A 24,122-nucleotide genomic window follows, 5' to 3' on the forward strand; every position below is an offset into this window, starting at 1 on the left:
TCTTCTCCTGTTAGTGCGCTACGCCCGCAGCACCGTGTTCGTCGATCAATGCACCATTGTTGAAGCGGAACATTGAGAAAGGTTCAGCCAGTTCATGCATTTCGCCTTTCGCCAAGCTGGCTGCAAATACATTGCCTGACCCAGGTGTTGCTTTAAATCCACCCGTACCCCAACCACAGTTGAAGAATAGGTTTTCAACCGGTGTTTTCGTAATGATTGGACAAGCGTCTGCTGTTGTATCAACAATGCCGCCCCACTGACGATTCATGCGTACACGGGAGAAGATTGGGAACATTTCAACAATCGCTTGAACTGTGTGTTCGATGGTTGAGTAAGAACCGCGCTGACCATAACCGTTGTAGCCGTCGATACCTGCACCGATAACCAAGTCGCCTTTATCTGATTGGCTGACGTATCCGTGTACGTGGTTAGACATCACAACAGTGTCTAGAATTGGTTTAATCGGCTCTGATACCAACGCTTGCAGTGGGTGAGACTCTAATGGCATTTCAAAACCTGCCATTTTCGCTAACACGCCTGAGTTACCTGCTACCACACAACCCACTTTGTCAGCCATGATGTCGCCATAACGGTTCGTTTTCACACCAACAATCGCGCCATCTTCAATGATCATGTCAACGACTTCAGTTTGCTGAATTAGGTCAACACCCATGCTGTCTGCACCACGAGCAAAGCCCCAAGCAACCGCATCGTGACGCGCTACACCAGCATTTGCCTGCCATGAAGCGCCAAGGATTGGGTAACGAGTGTTCGCAGAACAATCCATGTGCGGTACAAGTTCTTTAACCTGTTGAGTATCAAGAACTTCACCCTGGATACCGTTCAGGCGGTTTGCTGCAACACGACGTTCGATGTCGCGCATATCTTGCAGTGTGTGTCCCAGGTTGAGACAGCCACGACGAGAGAACATCACGTTATAGTTCAGATCTTGTGACAAGCCGTCCCATAGTTTCAGTGAATGCTCATATAGAAATGCAGCTTCATCCCACAAGTAGTTAGAACGAACGATGGTTGTATTACGTGCTGTATTACCACCACCTAAATAACCTTTTTCAATGACGGCAACATTGGTAATACCATGTTGTTTTGCCAAGTAGTAAGCGGTCGCTAGACCATGGCCACCGCCACCAATAATAATTACGTCATACTTTTTCTTTGGCGTCGGGTTGCGCCATACACTCTGCCAATTTTCGTGATGGGAAAGTGAGTGTTTAAGTAGACCAAAACCAGAATAATGCTGCATTTGTCTGTTCCTTCATTTCAGCTAAAGTCAAATACCGTTTTGATATCTATTGGTATGCAGGGAAATCACGACATAGTGACTTAACTTTGCTTCCTACCACTTCAATCGTACTTGCAAGCGCTTGCGGGTCATCAAGTACATCTAGAATGTCTGAGATCCAACCTGCCAGCAGTTCACATTCAGCTTCTTTAAAACCACGTGTGGTGATTACTGGTGTACCGATGCGCAGACCTGAAGTAACGAATGGAGATTGTGGATCGTCCGGTACGGCATTTTTGTTTACCGTAATGCCCGCCATACCAAGCGCTGCGTCTGCCGCTTTACCTGTCAATTTCTGACGGATTAGGCTCAACAGGAACAAGTGGTTATCTGTACCGCCAGAGACAACGTCGAAACCGCGTTCGATAAATACGTTAGCCATCACTTGTGCGTTAGCGACTACTTGTTTTTGGTATTCAGCAAACTCTGGTTCTAACGCCTCTTTAAACGCTACTGCTTTTGCAGCAATCACGTGCATTAGTGGGCCACCTTGACCACCAGGGAACACTGCAGAGTTGATCTTTTTCTCTAGCTCAGCGTCGCGAGATACAATCAAACCACCGCGTGGACCACGTAGAGTTTTGTGTGTTGTTGTTGTTGCTACATCAGCAAAAGGAACAGGGTTTGGATAAACACCAGCTGCTACCAGTCCCGCCACGTGCGCCATATCAACGAAAAGGTAAGCGCCAACTTTGTCCGCGATATCGCGGAAACGTTGCCAGTCAACGACACGTGAGTACGCTGAGAAACCAGCTACGATCATTTTTGGTTTGTGTTCTAGGGCAAGTTGCTCAACTTGTTCGTAGTCGATTTCACCTGTTTCGGCATTCAGACCATATTGAACGGCGTTGTAGATTTTGCCTGAGAAGTTAACGTGCGAACCGTGAGTCAAGTGACCACCGTGAGCCAGGCTCATGCCCAGAACCGTGTCACCTGGTTCACAAAGAGCCATGTACACGGCAGCGTTTGCTTGTGATCCTGAGTGTGGTTGTACGTTCGCGTACTCTGCACCGAACAACTGTTTTGCACGTTCGATCGCCAATTCTTCTACTTCATCAACAAATTTACAGCCGCCGTAGTATCTTTTTGCCGGGTAACCCTCAGCGTATTTATTGGTTAGTTTACTACCTTGAGCTTGCATCACTCGTGGGCTGGTGTAGTTTTCAGAAGCAATCAACTCAATGTGGTCTTCTTGTCTCTGTTCTTCTTTTACAATCGCCGACCATAGTTCGTTGTCGTACGCTTCGATATTTTGAGTATTGTTAAACATATCTTCTCCTTGATACTGGAATCTCGCTTCCCTGTTTAGGCATCAGGTTTGCCGCACGACGTTGAATTCAAAATCGTTACTATGAAAACCTAATCGACAACTCAATAGTAATTAATTCGTAATATTTCGCTTGCGTAAATACGACAAAATCTGCGGATTTGCGACATCTTTTAATTTAATTTTAAATAAAAAAAGCAGAGCTTACGCTCTGCAAAAATCCCGATAAAAATCAATAAGTCTTGTTATGTACACCTCCTTGTCTACAATCCTAAAAAACATTATTAATAACTTTATTAACAATATTTTTAGCGCAAGATCTTTCAGTTCTTAATTCAAATATATAAGCGCTATAAATTCACCAATTTAAATTTAATGACACTTATTCTTTGAATTAAGTACTGAAGTTAAGGTTGTGATTTTTTACTATTTGATTAGCAGTCGATAACCACGTTTCCGTTTGGAACACTGCAGCACGAAAGAATGTAGCCATCTGCGACATCTTCGTCGGTAATACCGCCGTTGTGACTCATTTCAACGTCACCACTGACTTTCTTGACCTTACAAGTACCACAAATACCCATACCACACGCTTTCGGAATAGTAAGACCGGCTTTTGCAGCTGCAGCGTGTACGGTTTCGCCCGGTGCGACCTGAACTTGCTTGTCGCTTTCCGTGAACATAACTTCGATTAGATCGCTTTCACTCAGTTGTTCTGCTTCTTCCGCTGCAATTTCAGCATCCTGAACCGCTTGTTCTTCTACGCCAGCCGGAGCCTCGCCGAATGCTTCTTCATGATAGTGTTCCATGTTGAAGCCTAGTCTGACAAGGATAGATTTTACCGCGCGCATGTATGGTGTCGGACCACAACAGAAGATCTCACGCTCATGTAGATCTGGCGTGATCATCAGTAGTTTGATGTCGTCTAAGTAACCACGATATCCCGACCAGTTTTGTCCAGACTCCAGACGCTCACAAATTAGATGCAAGTGAAAGTTGGAGATACGCGATGACATGAATTCAAGTTCACGATGGAAGATAATGTCACGCGGCGTACGAGCACTGTGAACGAAAGTAACATCAACGTCGCTATTAGTATCATAAATCCAGCGTGCCATAGACATCAGCGGCGTTACACCAACCCCGCCAGACAATAGAAGAACTTTCTCTGCCGGAAAATCAATACTGTTAAACGCCCCAACCGGTCCATGGACTGCTAGTTCTGAGCCTTCTTCCAGGTTGTCGTGAATCCAGTTAGATACAAATCCACCAGGAACACGCTTAACCGTGATCGAAAAACTGTAAGGAACTGACGGCGAACTAGAAATAGTATAAGAACGGAAAACTTGCTCACCTTCGATTTCAAGCTCAAGCGTTACAAATTGACCTGGCTTAAAGAAAAACATGATTGGCTGTTCAGCCATGAAACAAAAGGTTTTTGTGTCCCAAGTTTCTTGAATGGTTTTTACGCATCGAACTGCGTGACGACCGTTATCCCAAATTTGAGTTTCAACAGGTATAAAAGAGCCACTGGTGGCTAGAGAGTTCATTGGGGTATTCATATCCGGCTTCTCCGCAACGGTGTATTTGGTGGATTCCCTCCATGGGTTGTGCTTATTTTCGGTATTATTGACTCTTCTAGTTATCCATTAGCGACACGGAGTTATCCAAAACGGTCACGTAAGGGAAAATAGTTTATTACGTGTCTTAAATAGGCTCACTCAATGTCGCATTTAGACCACTTCTAAACATGCCAATAATGGCAGGATATCTCCGAGCCAAACATTTACCCACTTTTAGTAAGGCTGTTGGCCCAAAACGCATGGAAGCCCCCTAGTAGGGCGTATCGTCCACATTTTCTAGAAGAAGATAGACAATGACACAAAACGATATTCTCAACATCAGCTACTCGAGCCTAGAAGTAGCTCGAGCAGAAATGAAAAAAATGCTCGAAGAGCGTCGTATTAATTATTCACTACCGCGTCCGTTATACAATGATCCACTTCTATTCAAAATTGATGTAGAAGAGATCTTTCAGAAGGAGTGGTTATTTGTTGGCATGACGAGTGAAATACCGTCAAAAGGTGACTACTTTACGGTAGAGATCGCGCAGAGCCCTGTCCTTATCGTCCGTGACGCAGAAGGACAAGTTAACGCGTTCCACAACACATGTCGCCACCGCGGCTCTCGAATCTGCTTGGAGCACAGAGGGAAAGTAGCCAACCTAGTGTGTCCTTACCACCAGTGGACATACGATACGAAAGGCAATTTATTATTCGCTGGCACTGAAATGGGCGATGAGTTTGATATGCAAAAACACAAACTCAAACCAGTTCATTGTAAAACGGCCGGTGGCTTTATCTTTATCTGCCTTGGCGAAGAGCCACCAGAATCAGATTTTGATGAGTTCCTGGCAACGCTAGAAGAATACATGGAACCGTACGACGTTGAGAACACCAAGCTCGCTGTTGAATCCAACATGTATGAAAAAGCGAACTGGAAACTTGTTCTAGAAAACAACCGTGAATGTTATCACTGTTCAGGCAGCCACCCAGAGCTTCTAAACACGCTTCTGGAGTGGGATGACACAAACGACCCACGTGCGACTGAAGAATTCTTGAAATATTACGAGAGTATGGCTGCAGAGTGGGATGCGGAATCAATCCCTCACGAGCATAAAAAATTCGGCCGTAGAAACCGCTTGGTGCGCATGCCTTTGAAAGAAGGTACATCGGTAATGACTATCGATGGTTCGAGCGGCTCACAAAAACTGCTAGGTCGCATCAAAAACGACAAGTTGGGTTCTTTGCGTATTTTGCATCTACCTAACTCGTGGAACCACATGCAAAGTGATCACTTTATCGTTTTCCGCGTTCTGCCTATCTCAGCGCAAGAATCGATGGTAACGACCAAGTGGTTTGTTCACAAAGACGCTATCGAAGGTGTGGATTATGATCCAGAAAACCTACGTCGTGTTTGGGACGCGACGAACGAGCAAGACCGTCGACTAGGCGAAGAAAACCAACGTGGTATCAACTCGCTAAGTTACGAGCCAGGACCTTACTCAGAAACCTTTGAGTTTGGTGTTATTGATTTCATCAACTGGTACGCAGAAAGAATCCAGGAAAAGTTGTAATCTACAATACTTGTCTATACCGTGCTCCATAACCCAAGCCCCATCTCACGATGGGGCTTTTTTATACTATTACCTCTCCTGAACTGAATAAAAAAGCTCAAAAATTTGAGCAACTTAAACCAGTTCTTTGATGATTTTCTCTAGCTTATCCAAGCCTTCGCTTAGTATTTCAGATTCGATGGTCAGTGCTGGAAGTAGACGAATTACGTTCGCTTTTACGCCGCAAGAAAGCAATATCACACCATTCTCTTGCGCCTTGCTAATGATTGCCTTAGTAAGATCTTGTAGTGGCTTGCCAGATTCTGGATCAGTGAACTCGATTGCCATCATCGCGCCAATCGTACGTACCTGACCGATTTGTGGAACCGTCTCTTGTAGCTTCGTCATACGTGCATTAACAACTTCACCAATACCGATCGCTTTTGCACACAACTGCTCTTCTTCAATGATCTTTAACACTTCCAGACCAGCAACACAGCCCATCGGAGAGCCTGCATAGGTACCACCAAGGCCACCTGCTGGTGCTGAGTCCATAACGTCAGCTTTACCAACCACGGCTGAAATTGGGAAGCCACCAGCAATGCCTTTTGCCATGGTCACCATGTCTGGTTCGATACCCAAGTACTCAGTTGCAAACATTTTACCAGTACGTGCAAAGCCCGCTTGGATTTCATCTGCAATCAACATGATTCCATATTTATCACAAATATCACGTAAGCCTTGCGCGAAGGCAACTGGCGCTTGGTAGAATCCGCCTTCACCTTGTACTGGTTCGAAGATGATCGCCGCAACACGTGCTGCTTCGATATCACAAGCAAATAGGTCCTCAAGTGCTTGTAAGCTCTGTTCTACAGATACACCGTGGAACTCGTTCGGGTACGGTGCATGGAAAACTTCGCCAGGGAACGGACCAAAACTCGCTTTGTACGGCGCAACTTTACCCGTTAGTGCCATCGTCAGGTTAGTACGACCATGGAAAGCACCTTTAAATGCAATCACGCCGCTACGACCAGTGTGTGCACGAGCCACTTTTACCGCGTTTTCCACGGCTTCTGCGCCTGTAGTCAGGAAAATCGCTTTCTTTTCTGAGTCGCCCGGTGCGATTTGAGTTAACTTCTCTGCCAACTCAACAAACGATTCATAAGGTGTCACCAAAGCGCAGGTATGAGAAAAGTTATCTAACTGTGCTTTTACTGCCTCAGTAATACGCTTGTTGGCGTGACCCGTATTATTTACCGCAATACCCGCCGCAAAATCGATATATCTATTGCCTTCCACATCCCAGATTAGGGCGTTTTCAGCTTTGGCAACATACAGTGGGTAAAGTGCACCCATACCGTTAGAAAATACCTGATTTCTTCTCTCGTGTAGTTGTTGGTTAGTCATTTTTGTATTCCTTGAGTTGTACATATACCTCCGCCAGGAATGATTCCCTTTGGCGACTTTAGTTTCTATTTATTGTTGTATGCGTTAGCTAAACGCGAAGAATCGTTAAGTAGGATCGCCTTTCACCACAAACACCGAACAGTGAGAATGGCGAACTATCTTTGCGGCATTAGAACCTAAGCAATATGAGCGAAAATTCGGATTTGCGGATGCCATAACAATGGCATCCACTTGAGAATATTTGGCTTGCAGCAACACTTCATCAAACACCACACCATTACGAACAATCGCTTTGCCACGATGTTGTTTTGGCACGTAGGTTTCTAACATCGTCTGCACACAATCAAAGGCACTTTGATGTTGGGCTGAAAAAGCACTTCCAGATGCTGTCGGTACCATACTGTGATGCACCCGTGCCTCATCGACATACAACATGTCGATGACACCTTGTTCGTCTATCAGCTTAAGCGCCACGTCGATCTCTTTTTGCACTACATCGGTATGGGAAAGGTCAACTGGCATTAGAATTCGCTTGAGGCTCATATTAATTTACTCCCATCACTGTGTTTGGTAACCAAATCACGACTTCTGGGAACATCATGCACAAGATCAGTACGCACAGTTTTAGCGCGATAAACGGAAGAATCGAGCGATAGATGTCCATCATGCTGACCCCTGGAGGTGAAATCCCTTTTAGATAAAACAGCGCGAAACCATAAGGCGGCGTTTGCACGGCAATTTCGATGTTTAGGATCATCAAAATACCAAACCAAATTGGGTCATAGCCCAGGGATACGACAATTGGCGTAAACAACGGAGCGCACATCAAAACGATGATTAATTCATCAATAATGAAGCCAAGCAGTAACATGATCACCTGCATTAAGATAATCACGCCCCAAGGCGGTAAGCCCAGATCCTCAGTGATTTGCGCCACCATATTTTGCACGCCACTTAACATGTGGAAGTTACTAAATAGTGACGCGCCTAAAATGATCCACATCGACACGCTGACCAGCATCGCAGTTTCAAACCCTGATGATTTGAACATCTCGAAACGGAATCGTTTAAAAACAATCGCAAGTATGATCGCGCCAACAACCCCGATCGCACCCGATTCGGTTGGCGTAGCAATACCAGTAATAATGCTGCCCAATACCGCCACGATCAGTAGAAGAGAAAAAAGACCATCACGTGCCGTCGTGAATTTCTCTTTACCCGTCATTTTGCTTTCAATGCCCGTGCCTAGCGGTGCTTTTTTCGGATTAAGCTTACAGCTAATGATCACGTAAGCCATCAGCAAAACAATAGAGATAAGCGCGGGAATCAGCGCTGCTAAGAACATCCGCCCAACCGAGTTTTGGGTCGTCGCAGCATACATAATCATCGGTATACTCTGAGGGATCAAAATTCCCAAGCCACCGCCGGCCATGATCACCCCCAGAGCCAGTCGCTTATCATAGCCACGCTCTAACATTGGCTTAAGTGCAATACTCCCCGAGGTCATGATCCCTGCCCCGATAATGCCAACCATAGCACCGATCATGGAACAAACGCCGATGACACTGACCGCGAGTGAACCACGAATACGCCCAATAACCATTTGACTTGCATTAAACATCGCATCGCCTATTCCGGAGCGAGTTAGTAATTGGCCCATATAGATATACAGAGGGATCGCCAGCAAAATAAAGCTAAAAAAGTTGCTCTCAATAGTTGTTGGAACCAAGTTAAAAATCCCTTCACCCCAAGTAAGGTACCCCATCCCCATTGCGATACCACCTAAAGCAAGGCCAACTGGTGCTCCAAGTGCAAAGGTGAAAAGAATACAACCAACGAGTAACAGCGTAAGAACTTCAATACTCATATGCCCTCCGCTGAGTCTACTAATGTCTCTTTTTGTTCACGTTCTTCAGGAACTTGTTCGATAAGCGCTTTACCTGTTACCAGGTAGTAAAGGTCCTGAATAATGTCGCTGGTAAACTGCACGATAAACGCCCCACAAGCGACAATCATCATCACCCAGAAATGTGCCATAGAAGGCGCCCACTCAGACTGGCGACGATAATTAAACTCGATAGCTTCTTCAAATTTGCCCAGTGCCATCATTAAAACCACACAGAGAAAGAATATGGCCAATGAATAAGACACAAGGTTAAATAACGAACGGACACGCTTAGATACCGACAGGTACAGCACATCCACATTAATATGAGCTTTATTTTGTTGAGCCAGTGCCCCACCCAACGCCGCTATATACCCGAATAAGAAAAGTGAAACGTCATACGCCCAAATAGTTGGACTGCCGAGCACATAACGAGAAAAGACTTCGAAGGCAACGGTAGCAGCGAGAACAGGCATTAAGATGGAGGCAGAAAGGCCAATCCAATAAATTATCTGATTAATACCGCGACAGTAGATTTTTAATACTCTAATCAACATAGACATCACCTATAACAATGTGAAAGAGATAGGGGGAAGGCATTTCCCCCTTAAGTGCTGATTCAACCGGAGAGATTCCCCCAGCGAAATCATCTAAAGTGCGTTATTGGGTGTCTTGAACGATCTTAATTAGGCGCTGGCTGTACTTGTCAGAATCTGCATATTCTTTCCAAAGTGAGCCTGCACTTTCGTTCCATTTCGCTTTGTCTTGCTCGCTCGGCTCAGGGCTCCACTTCATGCCTTTCGCTTCCATTTCAGCGATAGCTTGTGATTCCCAAAGACGAGATTTAGTCATCTGCTCACGGGCATGAACCGCACTTGCTGCTCGAACAATCGCTTTCAAATCATCCGATAGTTTGTTCCATGCTCCCTTGTTAACCACAATCGGTAAAGTTTGCGCGCCAGCAATTGGTAGGCGGTACATGTACTTCGCTACTTCAACGTGGTTACCGTCACGGTGGTCAATAATATTACTGCCGATCGAGCCATCAATAACGCCCGTGGCTAAACTGGTGTAAATTTCGCTGTAAGAGAGTGACGCAGGCGATGCGCCCAAATTGCGTAAGAATTTGCCGTATGCACCAGGAGCACGAATCTTCAGACCTTGAAAATCTTCAATAGAATTGATTGGTTCTTTCGTTAGGACGTAAACGGGTAGCTGGATGTAAGGTTCAAGCCAAACTAGGTTTTGCTTGTCATATGCTTCTTCCAGGACTTCTCCCCAGCCTTTTTCATGAAACAGCGCGCTAAGTTCACCAACATCATCGGTCATACCTGGCAAACCAACTTCCACAACACCCGCTGGGAATTCACCTGCATGCATTGGCTGGAAAGGAGCGCCCATTGTTATCAAGCCTGATTTTACTGAGCCAAGAACACCCGTTTGCCCTACACCTTCACCTGAGTACATGACCTGAACAGAAATACGACCGTTTGACATCGCTTCAATGTTATCAGCAAAGTCTTTGTACACTTCACCGTATGCCGTACCACGTGGGTATAGGTTTACAAAACGCCAATTATGTTCAGCTGCAAACGCTTGAGGAACCGTGAATAAAGTGCTTGAAATTGCAAGAGAACAAGCAGCAACAATCTTTGCCAGGCTTCGTTTGTTCAGCTTTCCTAAGTTTTTAAACATAAACTTTCTCCTTGGATTATTTTTTGCTCTGACGCAGCCAGAAACAATGAGAAGTGACTCGTCACTCCTTGTTACAGTCACGTTAAGCATTGTTACGTTTTAATCACATTCGTTAAATTCATATTTTTTCACCTAAAGTTTTACAGCCATCAAACCAATGAAATGGGATAACGACCTCACGGCGAATTACCTGTTTTTAAAACAAAAAAAAGCAGCACTCGAAGTGCTGCAAAATATTTTTATCAAATATATGGAAAAGAACTGCTTAGGGTAAATCATTTAAAATAAAGACTGAGCGTTTCTCACATTGAGTGGAGGACTCGTTAAATTCCGTGACATAGGTATTTGATTTCCAAATAGTCTTCAATGCCATATTTAGAACCTTCACGCCCACATCCCGACTCCTTCACACCACCAAATGGCGCAACTTCCGTCGAAATAATGCCTTCGTTGATGCCAAGAATCCCATACTCAAGCGCTTCACTCATACGCCATACGCGGCTGTGATCTCGTGTATAGAAATAAGCCGCTAAGCCATATGGCGTGTCGTTGGCTCGACGAATCACATCCTGTTCGTCATTAAATCGGAAGATGGTTGAAATCGGACCAAACAGCTCCTGATGGGCAATATCCATCGCTTCAGTCACATCGGTTAAGATGGTTGGCTGATAAAACTGCTGACCGTTCTCCAGCCCCTGGCCACCTAACGCTAACGTCGCTCCTTGCTCTATTGCTGTTTCTACCAAACTCGATACTTTTTCAAACGCTTTTTGATTGATTAGCGGACCGATCTCAGTACCTTCGACTAAACCATCACCTATCTTGAGTGCTTTCACTGCTGAAGTGAATTTATCCATAAACTCATCGTACACAGCATCATGAATGTAGAATCGGTTGGTACAGACACAAGTTTGCCCTGCATTACGGTATTTAGAAATCACGGCACCCAAAACCGCTTTATCAATATCTGCATCATCAAAAACAATAAATGGCGCGTTGCCACCGAGTTCTAAAGAAACTTTTTTGACCGTATCAGCGGCTTGGCGAAGAATCAGCTTTCCAACAGCCGTTGATCCTGTGAAAGAGATTTTGCTTACTAGAGGGTGGCAACACAGTACATCGCCGACTTCAGCAGGGCGAGAAGTTGTCACAACGTTAACCACACCTTTTGGTATACCCGCTTGCTCGGCAAGTTTTACCATTGCTAACGCACATAGCGGTGTGTCTTCACCCGGCTTAATCACGACAGTACAACCCGCAGCCAGGGCTGGGCCAACTTTACGAGTGATCATTGCGACGGGAAAGTTCCATGGTGTAATCGCTGTAACGACACCAATAGGTTGCTTGATAGTCATGTAACGGTTATTTGGATTGCCTGACGGAATCACATCGCCGTACATTCTCTTCGCTTCTTCGGCAAACCATTCAATAAACGATGCGCCATAAAGCACTTCACCGTATGCTTCTTTATAAGGCTTACCTTGTTCTGTCGTAAGTATCTTAGCGAGTTGCTCTGCGTTTTCGATAATTAAATCGAACCACTTTTTAAGTAATCCAGCACGGTGTTTCGCGGTGGTAGTGCGCCATTCTTTAAATGCTGAATGAGCGGCCATGATAGCGGCTTCCGATTCTTCCTTCCCCATATCAGGGACAGAGGTAATTACTTCCCCCGAAGCTGGGTTTATTACATCAACTTGCTTACCATCGTGCCCTTCAACCCACTCCCCATTTATAAAACCATGGGATAAGACCAAATCTGTCATTAGTTCTATTCCTACTGTTATAAACTTTAACACTGTCAAAGATTTAAAAAACCATATCGCACAAAATAGCGATGGAAGTTAACGTAATGATAACAATCTATTGAGGCATATAAATATTCCTCGATAAACATAAAGTTTTACGAGCATAAAACAATGACCAGAAACGCCGTACCTATTGGTCACATTGGTGACTACGAAATAAAACAACTGAAAATTTTTAAAGTCGTCGCTGATTGCGGTGGTTTTTCCGCTGCAGAAACTGAGCTCAACGTAAGCCGCTCTACAATCAGTATTCATATATCTAATCTCGAATCACGATTAAATCTTGTCTTATGTCGTCGTGGACGATCCGGGTTTGCTTTAACGGAAGAAGGCGCCGTAGTCTACGAGGCAACAGTAAAGCTACTGGGGGAGCTTGAGGACTTTCGTAACACCATTAACCATCTCGACATTCAACCGTCTGGCAGCTTAGAAGTGCTATTTAGCGATAACATAAGTTTGGATAATAGGGCGAAGATGCCTGAAGTGATCCGTAACTTCTCCAGCATCGCCAAAGAAGTTTACCTAACGGCTGAAGTGGCTCGCATGACGGAAATAGAACGCAAAGTGCTGCAAGAAGAAGCCGATATCGGTTTTATCCCTTTTCACCGTGAGCTTGATGGCCTGGAATACGAACACATCTATACCGATATTTGTTACCTTTATGCCAGCAAAGATAACCCGCTTGCCAAACTTTCCGAGAAAGAGCTTTCTGAGGACATCATCAACGGATTCCCTGTTGTTTACGCAGGATTAAAGCCACAGGAGCTACTCCACTCTCCTTTATCTAAAATGAACTTAAAAGCCACGGCGTATAACTATGAATCTCGAATGGCGTTGATACTCTCGTCCAGATTTATTGGTTACTTGCCAGAAAACTACGCTAAGCCCTATGTCGATAATGGAGAACTTGTGCCGATCGCCCCAGATACAAGACACTATTATGTAGAAATAATGGCGATCACCAAAAAGACCCATTCAATAAATAAGGTGCGCTCGTTGTTTATAAAAACCATGCGCGACTTTTACCGTAAGCAGAACGCTTAAGAAAAGTTATAATTAGCTTTGACCCCTAACCAAAGCCTCATCGAATGACGAGGTTTTTTCATTATTTCATCCAAGAAAATAACATTAGTCATTCATAGATAATGAAATATTAAGTTGAGTGGGTCAATGGATGTCGCTGACCAATATATAGGGACACTTATGATGCAAACAAGAACAGTTGGTCATGGACGTTAATGTCGCGACTCGAGCTAAGTCGTTATTGGACAGAAACGCGTTATCTCTATTGGTCTAAAACGTTTCTGTCAGATTAGGAGAAGTATTTTGAAGGCTTAGAAGTCTGTTAAGCCAGCTTTGAACCGTTTGGCAACTCCATATCAACTGTAGAAAGAACAACTGAGCCGTTTGGACAATGTAGACCTGTAACGAGACACTCCGACATAATTGGACCAATCTGCTTTGGCGGGAAGTTAACAACAGCTAACACCTGCTTACCCAACAGTGCATCTTTTGTATAAAGCTCTGTAATCTGAGCACTTGATTTTTTTACACCTAAATCGGGTCCTAAGTCGACTTTTAATTTATAGGCTGGTCGACGAGCTTCTGGAAAACCCTCTACCTCAATAATGGTACCAACCCTAATATCTACTTTTTGGAAGTCACTCCATTCTATGTATTTCATTTTCTTTCCCATTTAAATCAGATGTCTAATAACGCTAAACATAGCTTTACGATAACAATTGCGGGCAGACTGATATCTGAAGAAGCCACTATTTTCTGCCTAGTTAAAAGCGTTTACTGGGTAGAAAGCATAAAAGAAAAGAAAGGATGATTGTTTGCTAAAAAGACGGAATAGTTGTTTGAACAGACTATTTAAATCAAGTTCGAGAGAACTCTCTTGGTGAAACACCGAAGTGTTTTGAAAACCTTCGACTAAAAGCTGAAAGATCACTATATCCAACTCGTTCGGCAATCAGTTGAACAGGGAGATCCGTATGAGTCAGTAAAGCTTTGGCTTTCTCCATACGCTGCAAAGTGATGTATTTATGCACGCTTATGCTTAAATTGTCTTTAAATAATTTTTTAAACTGTGTGGGACTCAAGTAGGCGGCATTAGCTAAAACAGTGATTGTCAGTGACTGCTCAAGCTGTTCGGTGATCAATGATTGTACAGCTCGGATTCGTGAGTCGATGGTTTGAGACAACTCCTGTTGTTCCAGTAGCAAGAAGAAGGTCCCTACGATTGAGGTTTCCAACTTACTATTTACCTGATATTCAAGCTGCTTCTCCGCAAATTGAATAAAGCTTAGTAAAGGCGAGGTCACTGAGAAAACGACTATAGCTTCGTCAAGCAACTGACAAGGCAACTCTTCAATATCTACGACGATAAAACGGGAAGCATCGTCTGCATTAAAACCATGAGCTACTCCTTTGCGAATAACGATACAGTTTCCAACCGACACTTTACCGTTAAAACCGTCCATATCGATATGAATATTACCTTGAGTAGGCAACACTAGTTGGTGAAAGTCATGATGAACATGGCGACTCATACGCTTGGTATATGCGCGGATACTTAAGCTAACTTTCATAAATCCAACAAATGACTATAGGAATTAGCATTATAGCGATTAAAGCATAGCTGTAACAATCGAATCTAAGGAGGCAATCTTAATCAAATTAAACCGAAATAAAGGATTAGAAAATTTAAGGAAAATCAGCTCACATGTAGTGTTAACCAACGTAATCGTTAACACCAAATGGGGCAGAGGCTTGTTACATTGACTGGGACGCAACTGTGATCTAACTGAATTGAAGATGGGTAGTAACAACTCTAATCTGATAAGAATAAAACTTGAAAAGAGATCAAATTTACACCAAGCAATGTAATCGTTACGATTAAGGGCGCAGCCCTACCAATGACTTACGATTTGCGTTATATAAAAGTGCAAAAATTTATCTTTACCCTTAAAAACAATAAGTTACAAAAATACACTGCGAGTCAGAAAACAAGAAAAATCATATTATTCTTTTGAAAAAGAAATTTCAGAGACAAGTACAAATAAAAAAAGCTCCTAAAATGATAACATCGCCATACCCCTCCCCCTCGGTAAAATATGACCCACTTTAAGAGCACACTACTAATAAGCGTTTCAAGCCTAAGCTTGAGATAGGCCAGAATGGAGTTAAACAGGCCTATCTAAGTAGTAAAATGGCAATTTTTATTGGTTACCACCAGGCTTCGACTTGCACACCGTAGTTGATCGTATCGTTACTCTTATTGTTGTCAAAAGAGTCACCCTCATTGTCCTTCAAATAAGTCGCAAAGAATCGGATTTCTGGACGAGCGAAGAAAGACTCTCCCGTTGAGATAGCATGTGCAATAGTGAATTTTGTACCACTAAACTTGTCTTCAGAGCCTGAATCCCAAGTTTTTTCTTGGTCAAAGTAGCCGACCTCTAACATAGTCTTGTTGTATGGCGACCAGTTGTAAGTTGGACGAGCTACAAATGAGAACAACTCTTCCTTATCTAACCAGTCACCATGATCTTTCACGTTACCGTAAGTTAGAACATGGTTTATCACGACATTTTCGCCTAAATTCAAATCACCAGTACTGATAAAACGGAACCCTTTTGCATCGCTGACGTCACCACTCCATATGTCATACCAGCCACCACCTTGTGAGATAGCGTTCTGTGCAAGTCCTTTGTCCATATATTGGAGTACAAACTTGTTGTATCCCAATTCGAAACTCTGGCTAAGTTCAGCCGTTAACATTAAACCGTTATCGAAGTTTTCAGCGGCGTCTTCTTGCTCATCCGTTGGGTTAACCATTGCATAGTCAACACCGAATTCAGTCCAAGAGCCTTCCCATGGGCTAAAGCCAGCGTAACGTAAATCTAAGAAGTAAGTATTCAGATCTCCGTAACTCGTTTTGGTGCCAGTATCATCCCACTCGGCCAACTCATTATCGGCTCGGATAACCGCTGCTGAAATCGCACCGGTATTTAGCTTGATGTTCTCGATACCCACACCGTAGCCAGAAATATTCCAGTATTTGGTATCTATAATGTGGATATCATGACGTTGATAAAAGCGTTTACCAGCCCAGATAACCGCATCAGGAGAAGCAGGGATATAGCCCTTAGCTTGAACATTTAACTGTTTAATTCCAAAGTTGGCACTGTCATCTTTACTATTTTCAGACTCTAGATTCCCGTCCGATGACATTTCAAACATACTTTCAAAGTACATTGAACGACCATCTGCATTGAACAACTCTTGACCTAATCCAATTTCCGAATAAGTGTCAAACTCATTACCCAAGCGGCCCAATGTCGTTTTATAAAACTCATCTCCTCCCTTAGTACCCCCTCCATCAGCACTGGCTCCCAAACCAGCACGTACGTAACCATAGAAATCGACCGCTGAAACTTGAGTGGCGAATAAAGAACCTAAAATAGCGACTGTCAATGTTGCTTTTTTCATTTTAATTTCCTTTTTTATTACTTTTGAGTTATTGGCTGGGTAAATATCGCCATATCCTTTGTTTAGGCAATACTTACCCGTAAGATGAATTTCATCTTATTTCTAAATATTGTTATTCATTGCCCGCCTAAATAATCAGGCGGGATAGTTATTTATTATTTTTGATAACGATGACTTGATAGGGTTGAAGTGTAATATTCTCCTGAATATCGTTCCCTGTATTTGCATTTATCCAATTCCCGTGCGGAACTTTTAAATCTCGCGGTTCATTAACAAAGTTCATAATGAACAAATAACGAGACTGTTCGTCCTCACGAGTTGTCACTGACACTCCGTAAGGCACGTTTTCAATTGGCTTGCGAATGCCATGTAAATTAGCAAGAGAGATGTAAAACAATTCGTTAAACTCTGTCTCTGTACGTGCAGCGATGTAGTAAGCACAACCTTTACCAAGCTGGTTCTTAGTAATGACCGGGCAAGCATCAAATAGATCCTCGCGGTAATAAGCCAAAGCCTCTGCCGTCTCTAAATGAATATGTTCCATTAAGTGCTTGGCCTTAAATTCACCACTGAAGCCAAAACCAGAGTGCGTTTCCATTTCAAACAATACGCGTTCATGGTCATAGAGTGAGTCAATCTCTTCAGCCCAAATACCTAATGTGCGGCGCAATGGGCTGCCTTCTCCACCAGGGAAACCTCCCAAGAAGCACAGGTCATTCTGATCAACGATGCCACTCCAATAAGTCGCGACTAACGTCCCACCCTGCTTCACAAATGCTTCCAGACGTTCTGCTACGCCAGGTTTTATTAAGTACAGCATAGGCGCAACAATGATCTTGTAAGGTGTAAAATCACATAACTGCTCTATGATGTCGCAACTAATACCTTGCTGCCAAAACCCTCGATAATGGTCACACACGGTTTGTTCGTAGTGCATGCCTTCATTACGAGGACCTGAAGCATCATCCATTGCCCAACGGTTTTCCCAATCAAAAATGATCGCCACTTCGGCCTGCGTGCTCGTTCCCGCCACATCATTAATTTGTTTAAGATACTCACCGACGGCTGTCACTTCTCGACCAGTACGAGTATTTGCATGACCAACGTGGTCGATCACCGCACCATGGAACTTCTCTACAGAGCCGCGGCTTTTTCTCCACTGGAAGTACTGAACAGAGTCGGAGCCATGAGCGACTGCTTGCAATGAGGAAAGCAGATGGACACCGTCTTTTTTGAGCTTAGTGATTGGCTGCCAGTTAGTTTGGCTTGGGGTTGATTCCATGAGTAAAAACGGCTGGTTTTTCAGTGTGCGCATCAAATCATGGTACATCCCGATATAGCAAGAGAGCGCAACTTCATCGCTGTCACGGTGCCAAAGCGGATAGCTGTCCCAAGACACAACATCAATTGACTTCGCCAACTCCCAGTAGTTGTAGTCGTAAAAGTACTCCATGAAGTTTGCCGTCGTAGGCAGATCAGGATTGATCGACTTGAGCGGTGCAATCTCATGCTCACAAAAGTTCGAGACGCGGTCAGTACAGAATCGTTTCCAATCCAACTTAAGTGCGTGAACGGAGTTCTCACCAATTGGACATGGCGACTCAATTTGCTCCCAACTGGTGTAAGTATGACTCCAGAACGCGCTCCACCACAGCTTATTAAGATTGTGTAAGGAACCGTATTTATTTTTCAGCCACAAACGAAACTCTTCTTGACAGTAATTACAGTGACAATCGCCGCCATATTCGTTTGAAACGTGCCAGCCTATCACCGCAGGATGTTGACTGTAACGTTCAGCCAATTTAGCGTTCATGATGCTCACTTTTTCACGGTAATTAGGTGAGCTGTAACAATGGTTATGACGTTCCCCATGCAGTTGTTTAATACGTGCGCTGTTGACTCGAAGGACGTCAGGGTACCGCTCAGACAACCAGGCTGGACGCGCACCGCTCGGTGTCGCCAGGAATACAGAAATCCCATTGTCGGCCAAGTTATCCAGTACGTTATCGAGCCATTCAAACTGAAACTCACCTTCAACAGGTTCAAGAGCAGACCAACTGAAGATACCGACAGACATAACGTTGCAATTCGTCTGCTTCATCAGTTCAATATCTTTCGCTAAAATATCTGGTCTGTCTAACCATTGCTCAGGGTTGTAATCTGCTCCATGGAGCAAGCCTTTTATCTTGGGAATGATGTGTTTTTTATTGTTCATTATTGACCTTTAAATACTTTCAATGATGGTAGTGCCTTACCTTCAAAATCAAACAGTGCTTGGTTCTCCCATGAGTTGCCCATGTCCCATTTGTCCCCGCTGTAGTCCATGCCAGCGCCCGTTGACCAGGTTGCCCCATCGATTGGTAACCATGCAGGTTCCCAGTAATAAATCCCTAAACCTTGTTCGTTAGGCAGTTCATTCAACAGCGTCATGATGTCAGCAAGGTATTGCGCCTGGCCCTCAATTGACACACTGTAGCCCTCAATCGGCCCCGCCTCAGAGTAGCTATTACCTAACGAATCACCATTCTCAGTGGTAAACGGGAAGGACGTTTCGACCAGGACGACAGGCTTGTTGTAGCGACTGATGACGTCATTCATATTGGCTTTTACTTTATCGATTGGACCGTGCCACCACGGGTAGTAAGACATACCAATCACATCAAAATCGACACCACGCTGGGTGATTTCATCAAACCACCAACGGAAAAGACCGTTATCACCTGCTTCAGCGAGGTGCAACATGATTTGAATGTCTTTACCACTGTCGTTGTCGTGAACCGCTTGGATACCGGTTTTTAAAAGAAGTGACAGGCGGTCGAACTCCTTACCATCTTGACCCCAACTCTTACCCTCCGGCCAAAGCATGCCGCCATTCAGTTCGTTACCAACTTGAACCATGTCTGGCACGACACCCGCAGCTTGGTGTGCTTTCATCACCTCTGCTGTATAGTCGTAGACTTTCTGTGTTAGGTTCTCAAACGTAAGTTGCTCCCACTCTTTTGGCTTTTGTTGCTTTTTAGGGTCAGCCCAAAAGTCGCTGTAATGGATATCAAGCAGGAATGACATACCGTTTTCTTGTGCGCGTTTACCAAGCTCAATGGAACGCTCTAACGTGTTATTGCCACCACCAAATACTTCACCAGTAGCTGACATCGGGTCTACCCACAAACGTGCGCGGATAGAATTAACCCCACTATCTTTTAATATTTTAATCAGATCTTCTTTATTGCCATCTTGGTAATATTTCCCACCCAATTTTTCTATTTCAGGCAACATGGAAATATCCATACCACGTATAAAATTAGACCTCAATTCTGGTGCAGTAATACTAATATCACTCATGCCAGGATTAATATTTGAGCTATTATCATTAGACGAATTCGAAGATTGACAGCCAGCCAAAGCCACTGCCGCACTAATAAGTGCAACCTTAAATTTTTTATTCATATCTTTCTCTCTAGTATTAGCCTTTTGTACTACCTGCTGTTAAGCCAGATACAAAGTATTTTTGTAGTGATAGATAAAGAAGCGCTACAGGTATTGAAATAAGCACAGCACCTGCTGCATATGTGGTATAACTTGCCCCCATTTTTTCAACGACCAAATTATATAAACCGATAGGTAACGTATAATTTTCAGGTGTTCTTAAAATGGTTGTTGCAAGAATAAAGTCGCCTAGTGGTCCCGTGAAAGAGAATAAGGCCACTACTGCAATAATTGGTTTTGAAATAGGCAGTATAATTTCCAAAAAAATACGGATATTACTCGCACCATCCATTTTTGCTGATTCATCCAGGTCTTTCGGTATCGCGTCCAAGTAACCTTTCATTAAATACGTGTTCATCGGGATCATGCCACCAACATAAACCAGTACTAATGCAAGATGGCTATTAATCAATCCCAACATCTGAGCTAAGACAAATATCGCAATTAGGGCGGAGAATTGCGGGATCATCTGCAAAAGAAGGAACAGCATTAGACCATTTTTCCTGCCTTTAAAGCGAAAGCGTGAAAACGCATATGACGTACATGACACACTGATCAGCGTTAGCACCATGGTCAAAAAGCTGATTTTCAAACTATTCCAGAACCAGGTCAGGTAAGCCACTTTGTCATTAGCAAACAAAGTGGCATAGTGACTCAGAGTCGGGTTATCCGGGAATATGGACTCACCCATGATACTGTTACCTGGATAGAACGACGCTCCAACCGTCCACACTAACGGGTAAATAATGATCACTGATACCAACAAAATTAGGCCGTAACTCAATGTCAATCGGATGCGATTACTACGTTTAATACTCATATTTTTATCTCGCTTCTTCTTTGAATGACTTGGTCATACGGAATTGCCAAAGAGCAATGCCCACAACAAAAATCGACAGTAATAAAGTGATTGCAGATGCAATACCGTATTGCGATGAGGACATCGTCAGTTTGTAAATCCATGACACCAAGATATCGGTGCCGCCCGCGTTACTACCAATGACAGCAGGCCCCCCATTGTTAAACAGATAAATAATATTGAAGTTGTTAAAGTTAAACGTGTATTGAGTAATCAAAATTGGAGCGATTGAGTACAGAACCAGCGGTAAAGTGATGGTTCTTAACTGCTGGAATTTACTTGCACCGTCCATCGTCGCAGCTTCATAAAGATCATTAGGGATCGCCTGTAGAACCCCCGTAGTCATGGCGAATACAAATGGGAAACCTAACCAGGTTTGGATCATGATGAGCGCGACTTTCGTCCAGAATGGGTCTGTCAGCCAAGCTTTAGGCTCAATACCAAAGAAGTCGAGAATCACGTTGTTGATGACACCAAAACTGTCGTTAAACATCCCGGTAAAAATAAGGATGGTAACAAAGCCCGGTACCGCCCAAGGAAGAATAAAGATAGTACGGATCAGAGGCTTAAATTTAAGGTCTTTTTGGTTAACCAGAATCGCCAACAGAACCCCGACTGTACATTGCAATGTTGATGCAACTAATGTCCAAACGACCGTCCACTGCAACACATCGATAAAGGTGTTACGCCACAAGTTAATTTGGAAAATGTTGAAGAAGTTCTTCAATCCAACCCAGTCAACCAGCTTCGCAGGCGGTGAGTTGTAAAGGTTGTAGTTAGTAAAACCAATCGCAAAACCAAAGATGATCGGAAACACAACAACAAAGACTAAAAGGATAAAACCCGGACTTATCATCAGATACGGGAAGCCAGCATTGATGACATTGCGATACTGAACACGAAGTGAGTTCAGTGGGCGGCCTTCATCAAGCAGTTGACCGTTTTTGTAGGCGTCATTAATGCTGAGTACATAAACCGCTAAACCAAATACCACCACTAGCGAAGCAATAATACCTTCTGCGAGTAGGAAAACTGAGTTGTCCTCTGGTAGGTTTTCGCCAAGTGTGACAAGCCCCCACATACCGTGGGAAATAAAATCACGAGTTACTGCATAAAAACTTGTTAGCAAGATGAAGAACATCATGCCTTTTACAAACTGTCGGTTATAAAACTGGCCAAAGCCAGGAATTACTGCAAGTAAGGAAGCAGTAAACCGTTGGGATCGATATAGCCCCGAGTTATGCTCAAAATGTTCACTCATGTCAGACATCACTTACAACTCCATTTCGGAAAACTTCTGGCGTCTGTCAGCCCCTGTCGATTAACTAGGGCCGACAATTGCTTTCGCCAGAACAATATCTTTAAATTATTGGCCCATCATTGCGTGGTTAGCTTCGATTTGCATATTGATGCTGTCTACCGCAGAGTCGAGTGCACTTTTCGCACCTTGCTTATCGGTTGCGATTAACTGAAGCGCGCTGTTCGCAGGGCCCCACACTTCGTTCATTTCAGGAATGGAAGGCATAGACGTAGCGTGAATGGATTGCATCGCCACTGCACTTGCACCTGGGTCATTCTTGATAACAGGATCGTCCACCAATTTTGTCACTGCCGGAACCTCTCCTGTTAGCTCAAAGCGGCGCTTAGCATTGTCATAGTTATTGACGAACGTAATAAACTCTTGCGCTAATGGTTTGTTTTTCGAGAAAGTGGAAATGCTGTAGCTCTTCACGCCCATAAATGATCCCATTTGCTCACCAGATGGCAATTTTGGAAGTGGGGCTACACCATAGTTGATCCCTGCTTCTTTGTAAGGCTGGAGCGCCCAAGGACCAGTTTGAACAATCGCTGCTTTGCCCGACGTGAATAGTGAATCGATAGCATTAAGCCCGTTATTACCAATGATGCCTGTAGGGAATACTTTAGAGTCATAGAACTTCTGAATGAATTTTGCGCCTTCTACTGCCCCTGGAGTATTCAGTAATATTTTATTAGGATCGTACGAGCCGTCTTCGTTTTTAGCGAAAACATCGCCACCCATACCGTTTAAAATTCCGTAGGTGTAATAAAGCTCATCCCATTTAGCCAGCAAACCGTATTTATTTTCTTCGCGAAACTTTTTAGACAGCTCAAATATTTCATCCATAGTTTCAGGCAGCTCAGAAATAAGGTCTTTGTTATAAACCATAAATACCGTTTCAACGGATTTTGGCAAGCCATAGAGCACACCATTGTAAGTCAATGCCTCAATAGAAGATTGACTAAATGTATCGGTAACGGCTTTATCGACCTGAACTGGAGCAAGTAAACCTTGGATAACCGCCCCACCAATCTGATCATGTGGAATCAAGACGACGTCAGGACCAGTGCCCGCCGGGCCGTCCATGCGCAGAGATTCGACCTGACCGCCATATGGCATTTCAAGCACATTCACTTTCACATCGTGTTGTTTTTCAAACGCTGCGACCGCTTCTTCATTACCAAAAGACTTTTGAATGTCTTCCCAGACTAATAAGGACTGCTGCGCCAACACCATTGGCGAACAAAATAGAGCAGTTACTGCGAGAGCAGATAGTTTTTTACTAAATTTATTATTATCCATAAAATTTCACGCCTTTCGTTTTTGGTAAAAAATAAAATTTATGGTGCAAATATGCTCCTTTGTGTTATTTTTTCCATACGGGTTATTCATTGATGTGATTTCAATCACTATAGCTAGCAGTTATTGTGATAAAACAAACAAGTGAAAATAAAATTTACTAAATAAAAGACGAATTAGATCACACACTTTATTTATTATCATTTA

Annotated in this window: 19 protein-coding genes; 2 read left to right on the forward strand and 17 right to left on the reverse strand. The window is 43.7% G+C overall.

The genetic code is table 11. The features are described from left to right. Positions 1-10: 10 nt before the first annotated feature. The 3 genes from RXX31_RS04250 to RXX31_RS04260 all read right to left on the reverse strand — a co-directional run bounded on the left by RXX31_RS04250 (position 11) and on the right by RXX31_RS04260 (position 4,120). A complete protein-coding gene (locus tag RXX31_RS04250; RefSeq protein ID WP_317587850.1) occupies positions 11-1,264 on the reverse strand; it encodes a sarcosine oxidase subunit beta family protein in 1,254 nt (417 codons plus the stop codon). Positions 1,265-1,310: 46 nt separating this feature from the next. Further along, complete coding sequence (gene glyA / locus RXX31_RS04255; RefSeq protein WP_317587851.1) at positions 1,311-2,573, reverse strand: serine hydroxymethyltransferase; 1,263 nt, start codon at positions 2,571-2,573, stop codon at positions 1,311-1,313. A 431-nt stretch (positions 2,574-3,004) separates the two neighbouring features. Next, on the reverse strand, positions 3,005-4,120 hold the full coding sequence (locus RXX31_RS04260) for a hybrid-cluster NAD(P)-dependent oxidoreductase (protein ID WP_317587886.1): 1,116 nt from the start codon (positions 4,118-4,120) through the stop codon (positions 3,005-3,007). A 326-nt stretch (positions 4,121-4,446) separates the two neighbouring features. On the opposite strand from RXX31_RS04260, the gene RXX31_RS04265 reads away from it, so the two are divergent. Beyond that, positions 4,447-5,706 (forward strand): aromatic ring-hydroxylating dioxygenase subunit alpha, encoded by a 1,260-nt coding sequence (locus RXX31_RS04265; protein WP_317587852.1) that lies wholly within the window; start codon positions 4,447-4,449, stop codon positions 5,704-5,706. A 114-nt stretch (positions 5,707-5,820) separates the two neighbouring features. On the opposite strand, the gene gabT is transcribed toward RXX31_RS04265, so the two are convergent. The 6 genes from gabT to RXX31_RS04295 all read right to left on the reverse strand — a co-directional run bounded on the left by gabT (position 5,821) and on the right by RXX31_RS04295 (position 12,435). Then, a complete protein-coding gene (gene gabT / locus RXX31_RS04270; RefSeq protein ID WP_014234566.1) occupies positions 5,821-7,092 on the reverse strand; it encodes a 4-aminobutyrate--2-oxoglutarate transaminase in 1,272 nt (423 codons plus the stop codon). Positions 7,093-7,197: 105 nt separating this feature from the next. Then, positions 7,198-7,635 (reverse strand): universal stress protein, encoded by a 438-nt coding sequence (locus RXX31_RS04275; RefSeq protein ID WP_317587853.1) that lies wholly within the window; start codon positions 7,633-7,635, stop codon positions 7,198-7,200. A gap of 1 nt (position 7,636) precedes the next feature. Continuing rightward, entirely contained in the window at positions 7,637-8,959 is a 1,323-nt protein-coding gene (locus tag RXX31_RS04280; RefSeq protein WP_317587854.1) for a TRAP transporter large permease subunit, read from the reverse strand. Then, positions 8,956-9,534: a TRAP transporter small permease subunit gene (locus RXX31_RS04285; RefSeq protein ID WP_014234569.1), complete on the reverse strand. Its 579-nt coding sequence runs from the start codon at positions 9,532-9,534 to the stop codon at positions 8,956-8,958. The genes RXX31_RS04280 and RXX31_RS04285 overlap by 4 nt, the downstream gene beginning before the upstream one ends. Positions 9,535-9,637: 103 nt before the next feature. Further along, a complete protein-coding gene (locus RXX31_RS04290) occupies positions 9,638-10,672 on the reverse strand; it encodes a TRAP transporter substrate-binding protein (RefSeq protein WP_317587855.1) in 1,035 nt (344 codons plus the stop codon). A gap of 323 nt (positions 10,673-10,995) precedes the next feature. Continuing rightward, positions 10,996-12,435 (reverse strand): NAD-dependent succinate-semialdehyde dehydrogenase, encoded by a 1,440-nt coding sequence (locus RXX31_RS04295; RefSeq protein ID WP_317587856.1) that lies wholly within the window; start codon positions 12,433-12,435, stop codon positions 10,996-10,998. 153 nt (positions 12,436-12,588) lie between these two features. Between RXX31_RS04295 and RXX31_RS04300 the strand changes: the two genes are divergently transcribed. Next, the gene (locus RXX31_RS04300; RefSeq protein ID WP_020335230.1) at positions 12,589-13,521 is read left to right on the forward strand and encodes a LysR family transcriptional regulator; all 933 of its coding nucleotides are present in this window, start codon (positions 12,589-12,591) and stop codon (positions 13,519-13,521) included. Between the two features lie 301 nt (positions 13,522-13,822). Here the strand turns inward: RXX31_RS04300 and RXX31_RS04305 are convergent, their stop codons facing one another. From RXX31_RS04305 to RXX31_RS04340, 8 genes are all read right to left on the reverse strand, one after another. Next, entirely contained in the window at positions 13,823-14,161 is a 339-nt protein-coding gene (locus RXX31_RS04305) for a tRNA-binding protein (RefSeq protein ID WP_317587857.1), read from the reverse strand. Positions 14,162-14,357: 196 nt separating this feature from the next. Continuing rightward, positions 14,358-15,071 (reverse strand): AraC family transcriptional regulator, encoded by a 714-nt coding sequence (locus RXX31_RS04310; RefSeq protein WP_317587858.1) that lies wholly within the window; start codon positions 15,069-15,071, stop codon positions 14,358-14,360. A gap of 637 nt (positions 15,072-15,708) precedes the next feature. After that, positions 15,709-16,971, reverse strand: a complete 1,263-nt coding sequence (locus RXX31_RS04315; protein WP_182023853.1) for a maltoporin — start codon at positions 16,969-16,971, stop codon at positions 15,709-15,711. Between the two features lie 148 nt (positions 16,972-17,119). Further along, entirely contained in the window at positions 17,120-19,186 is a 2,067-nt protein-coding gene (locus RXX31_RS04320) for a beta-galactosidase (protein WP_317587859.1), read from the reverse strand. Continuing rightward, positions 19,186-20,418 carry an arabinogalactan endo-beta-1,4-galactanase gene (locus tag RXX31_RS04325; protein WP_317587860.1) on the reverse strand — a complete coding sequence of 411 codons (1,233 nt, stop codon included), beginning with the start codon at positions 20,416-20,418 and terminating at the stop codon, positions 19,186-19,188. The genes RXX31_RS04320 and RXX31_RS04325 overlap by 1 nt, the downstream gene beginning before the upstream one ends. Positions 20,419-20,434: 16 nt before the next feature. Then, entirely contained in the window at positions 20,435-21,277 is an 843-nt protein-coding gene (locus tag RXX31_RS04330) for a sugar ABC transporter permease (protein WP_025789580.1), read from the reverse strand. Between the two features lie 4 nt (positions 21,278-21,281). Further along, on the reverse strand, positions 21,282-22,586 hold the full coding sequence (locus tag RXX31_RS04335; RefSeq protein WP_317587861.1) for a sugar ABC transporter permease: 1,305 nt from the start codon (positions 22,584-22,586) through the stop codon (positions 21,282-21,284). 96 nt (positions 22,587-22,682) lie between these two features. After that, a complete protein-coding gene (locus tag RXX31_RS04340) occupies positions 22,683-23,918 on the reverse strand; it encodes an extracellular solute-binding protein (RefSeq protein WP_317587862.1) in 1,236 nt (411 codons plus the stop codon). Positions 23,919-24,122: the final 204 nt, after the last annotated feature.

It is taken from the genome of Vibrio sp. EA2 (genome assembly GCF_033042495.1).
In the GTDB taxonomy this organism is placed as follows: domain Bacteria; phylum Pseudomonadota; class Gammaproteobacteria; order Enterobacterales; family Vibrionaceae; genus Vibrio.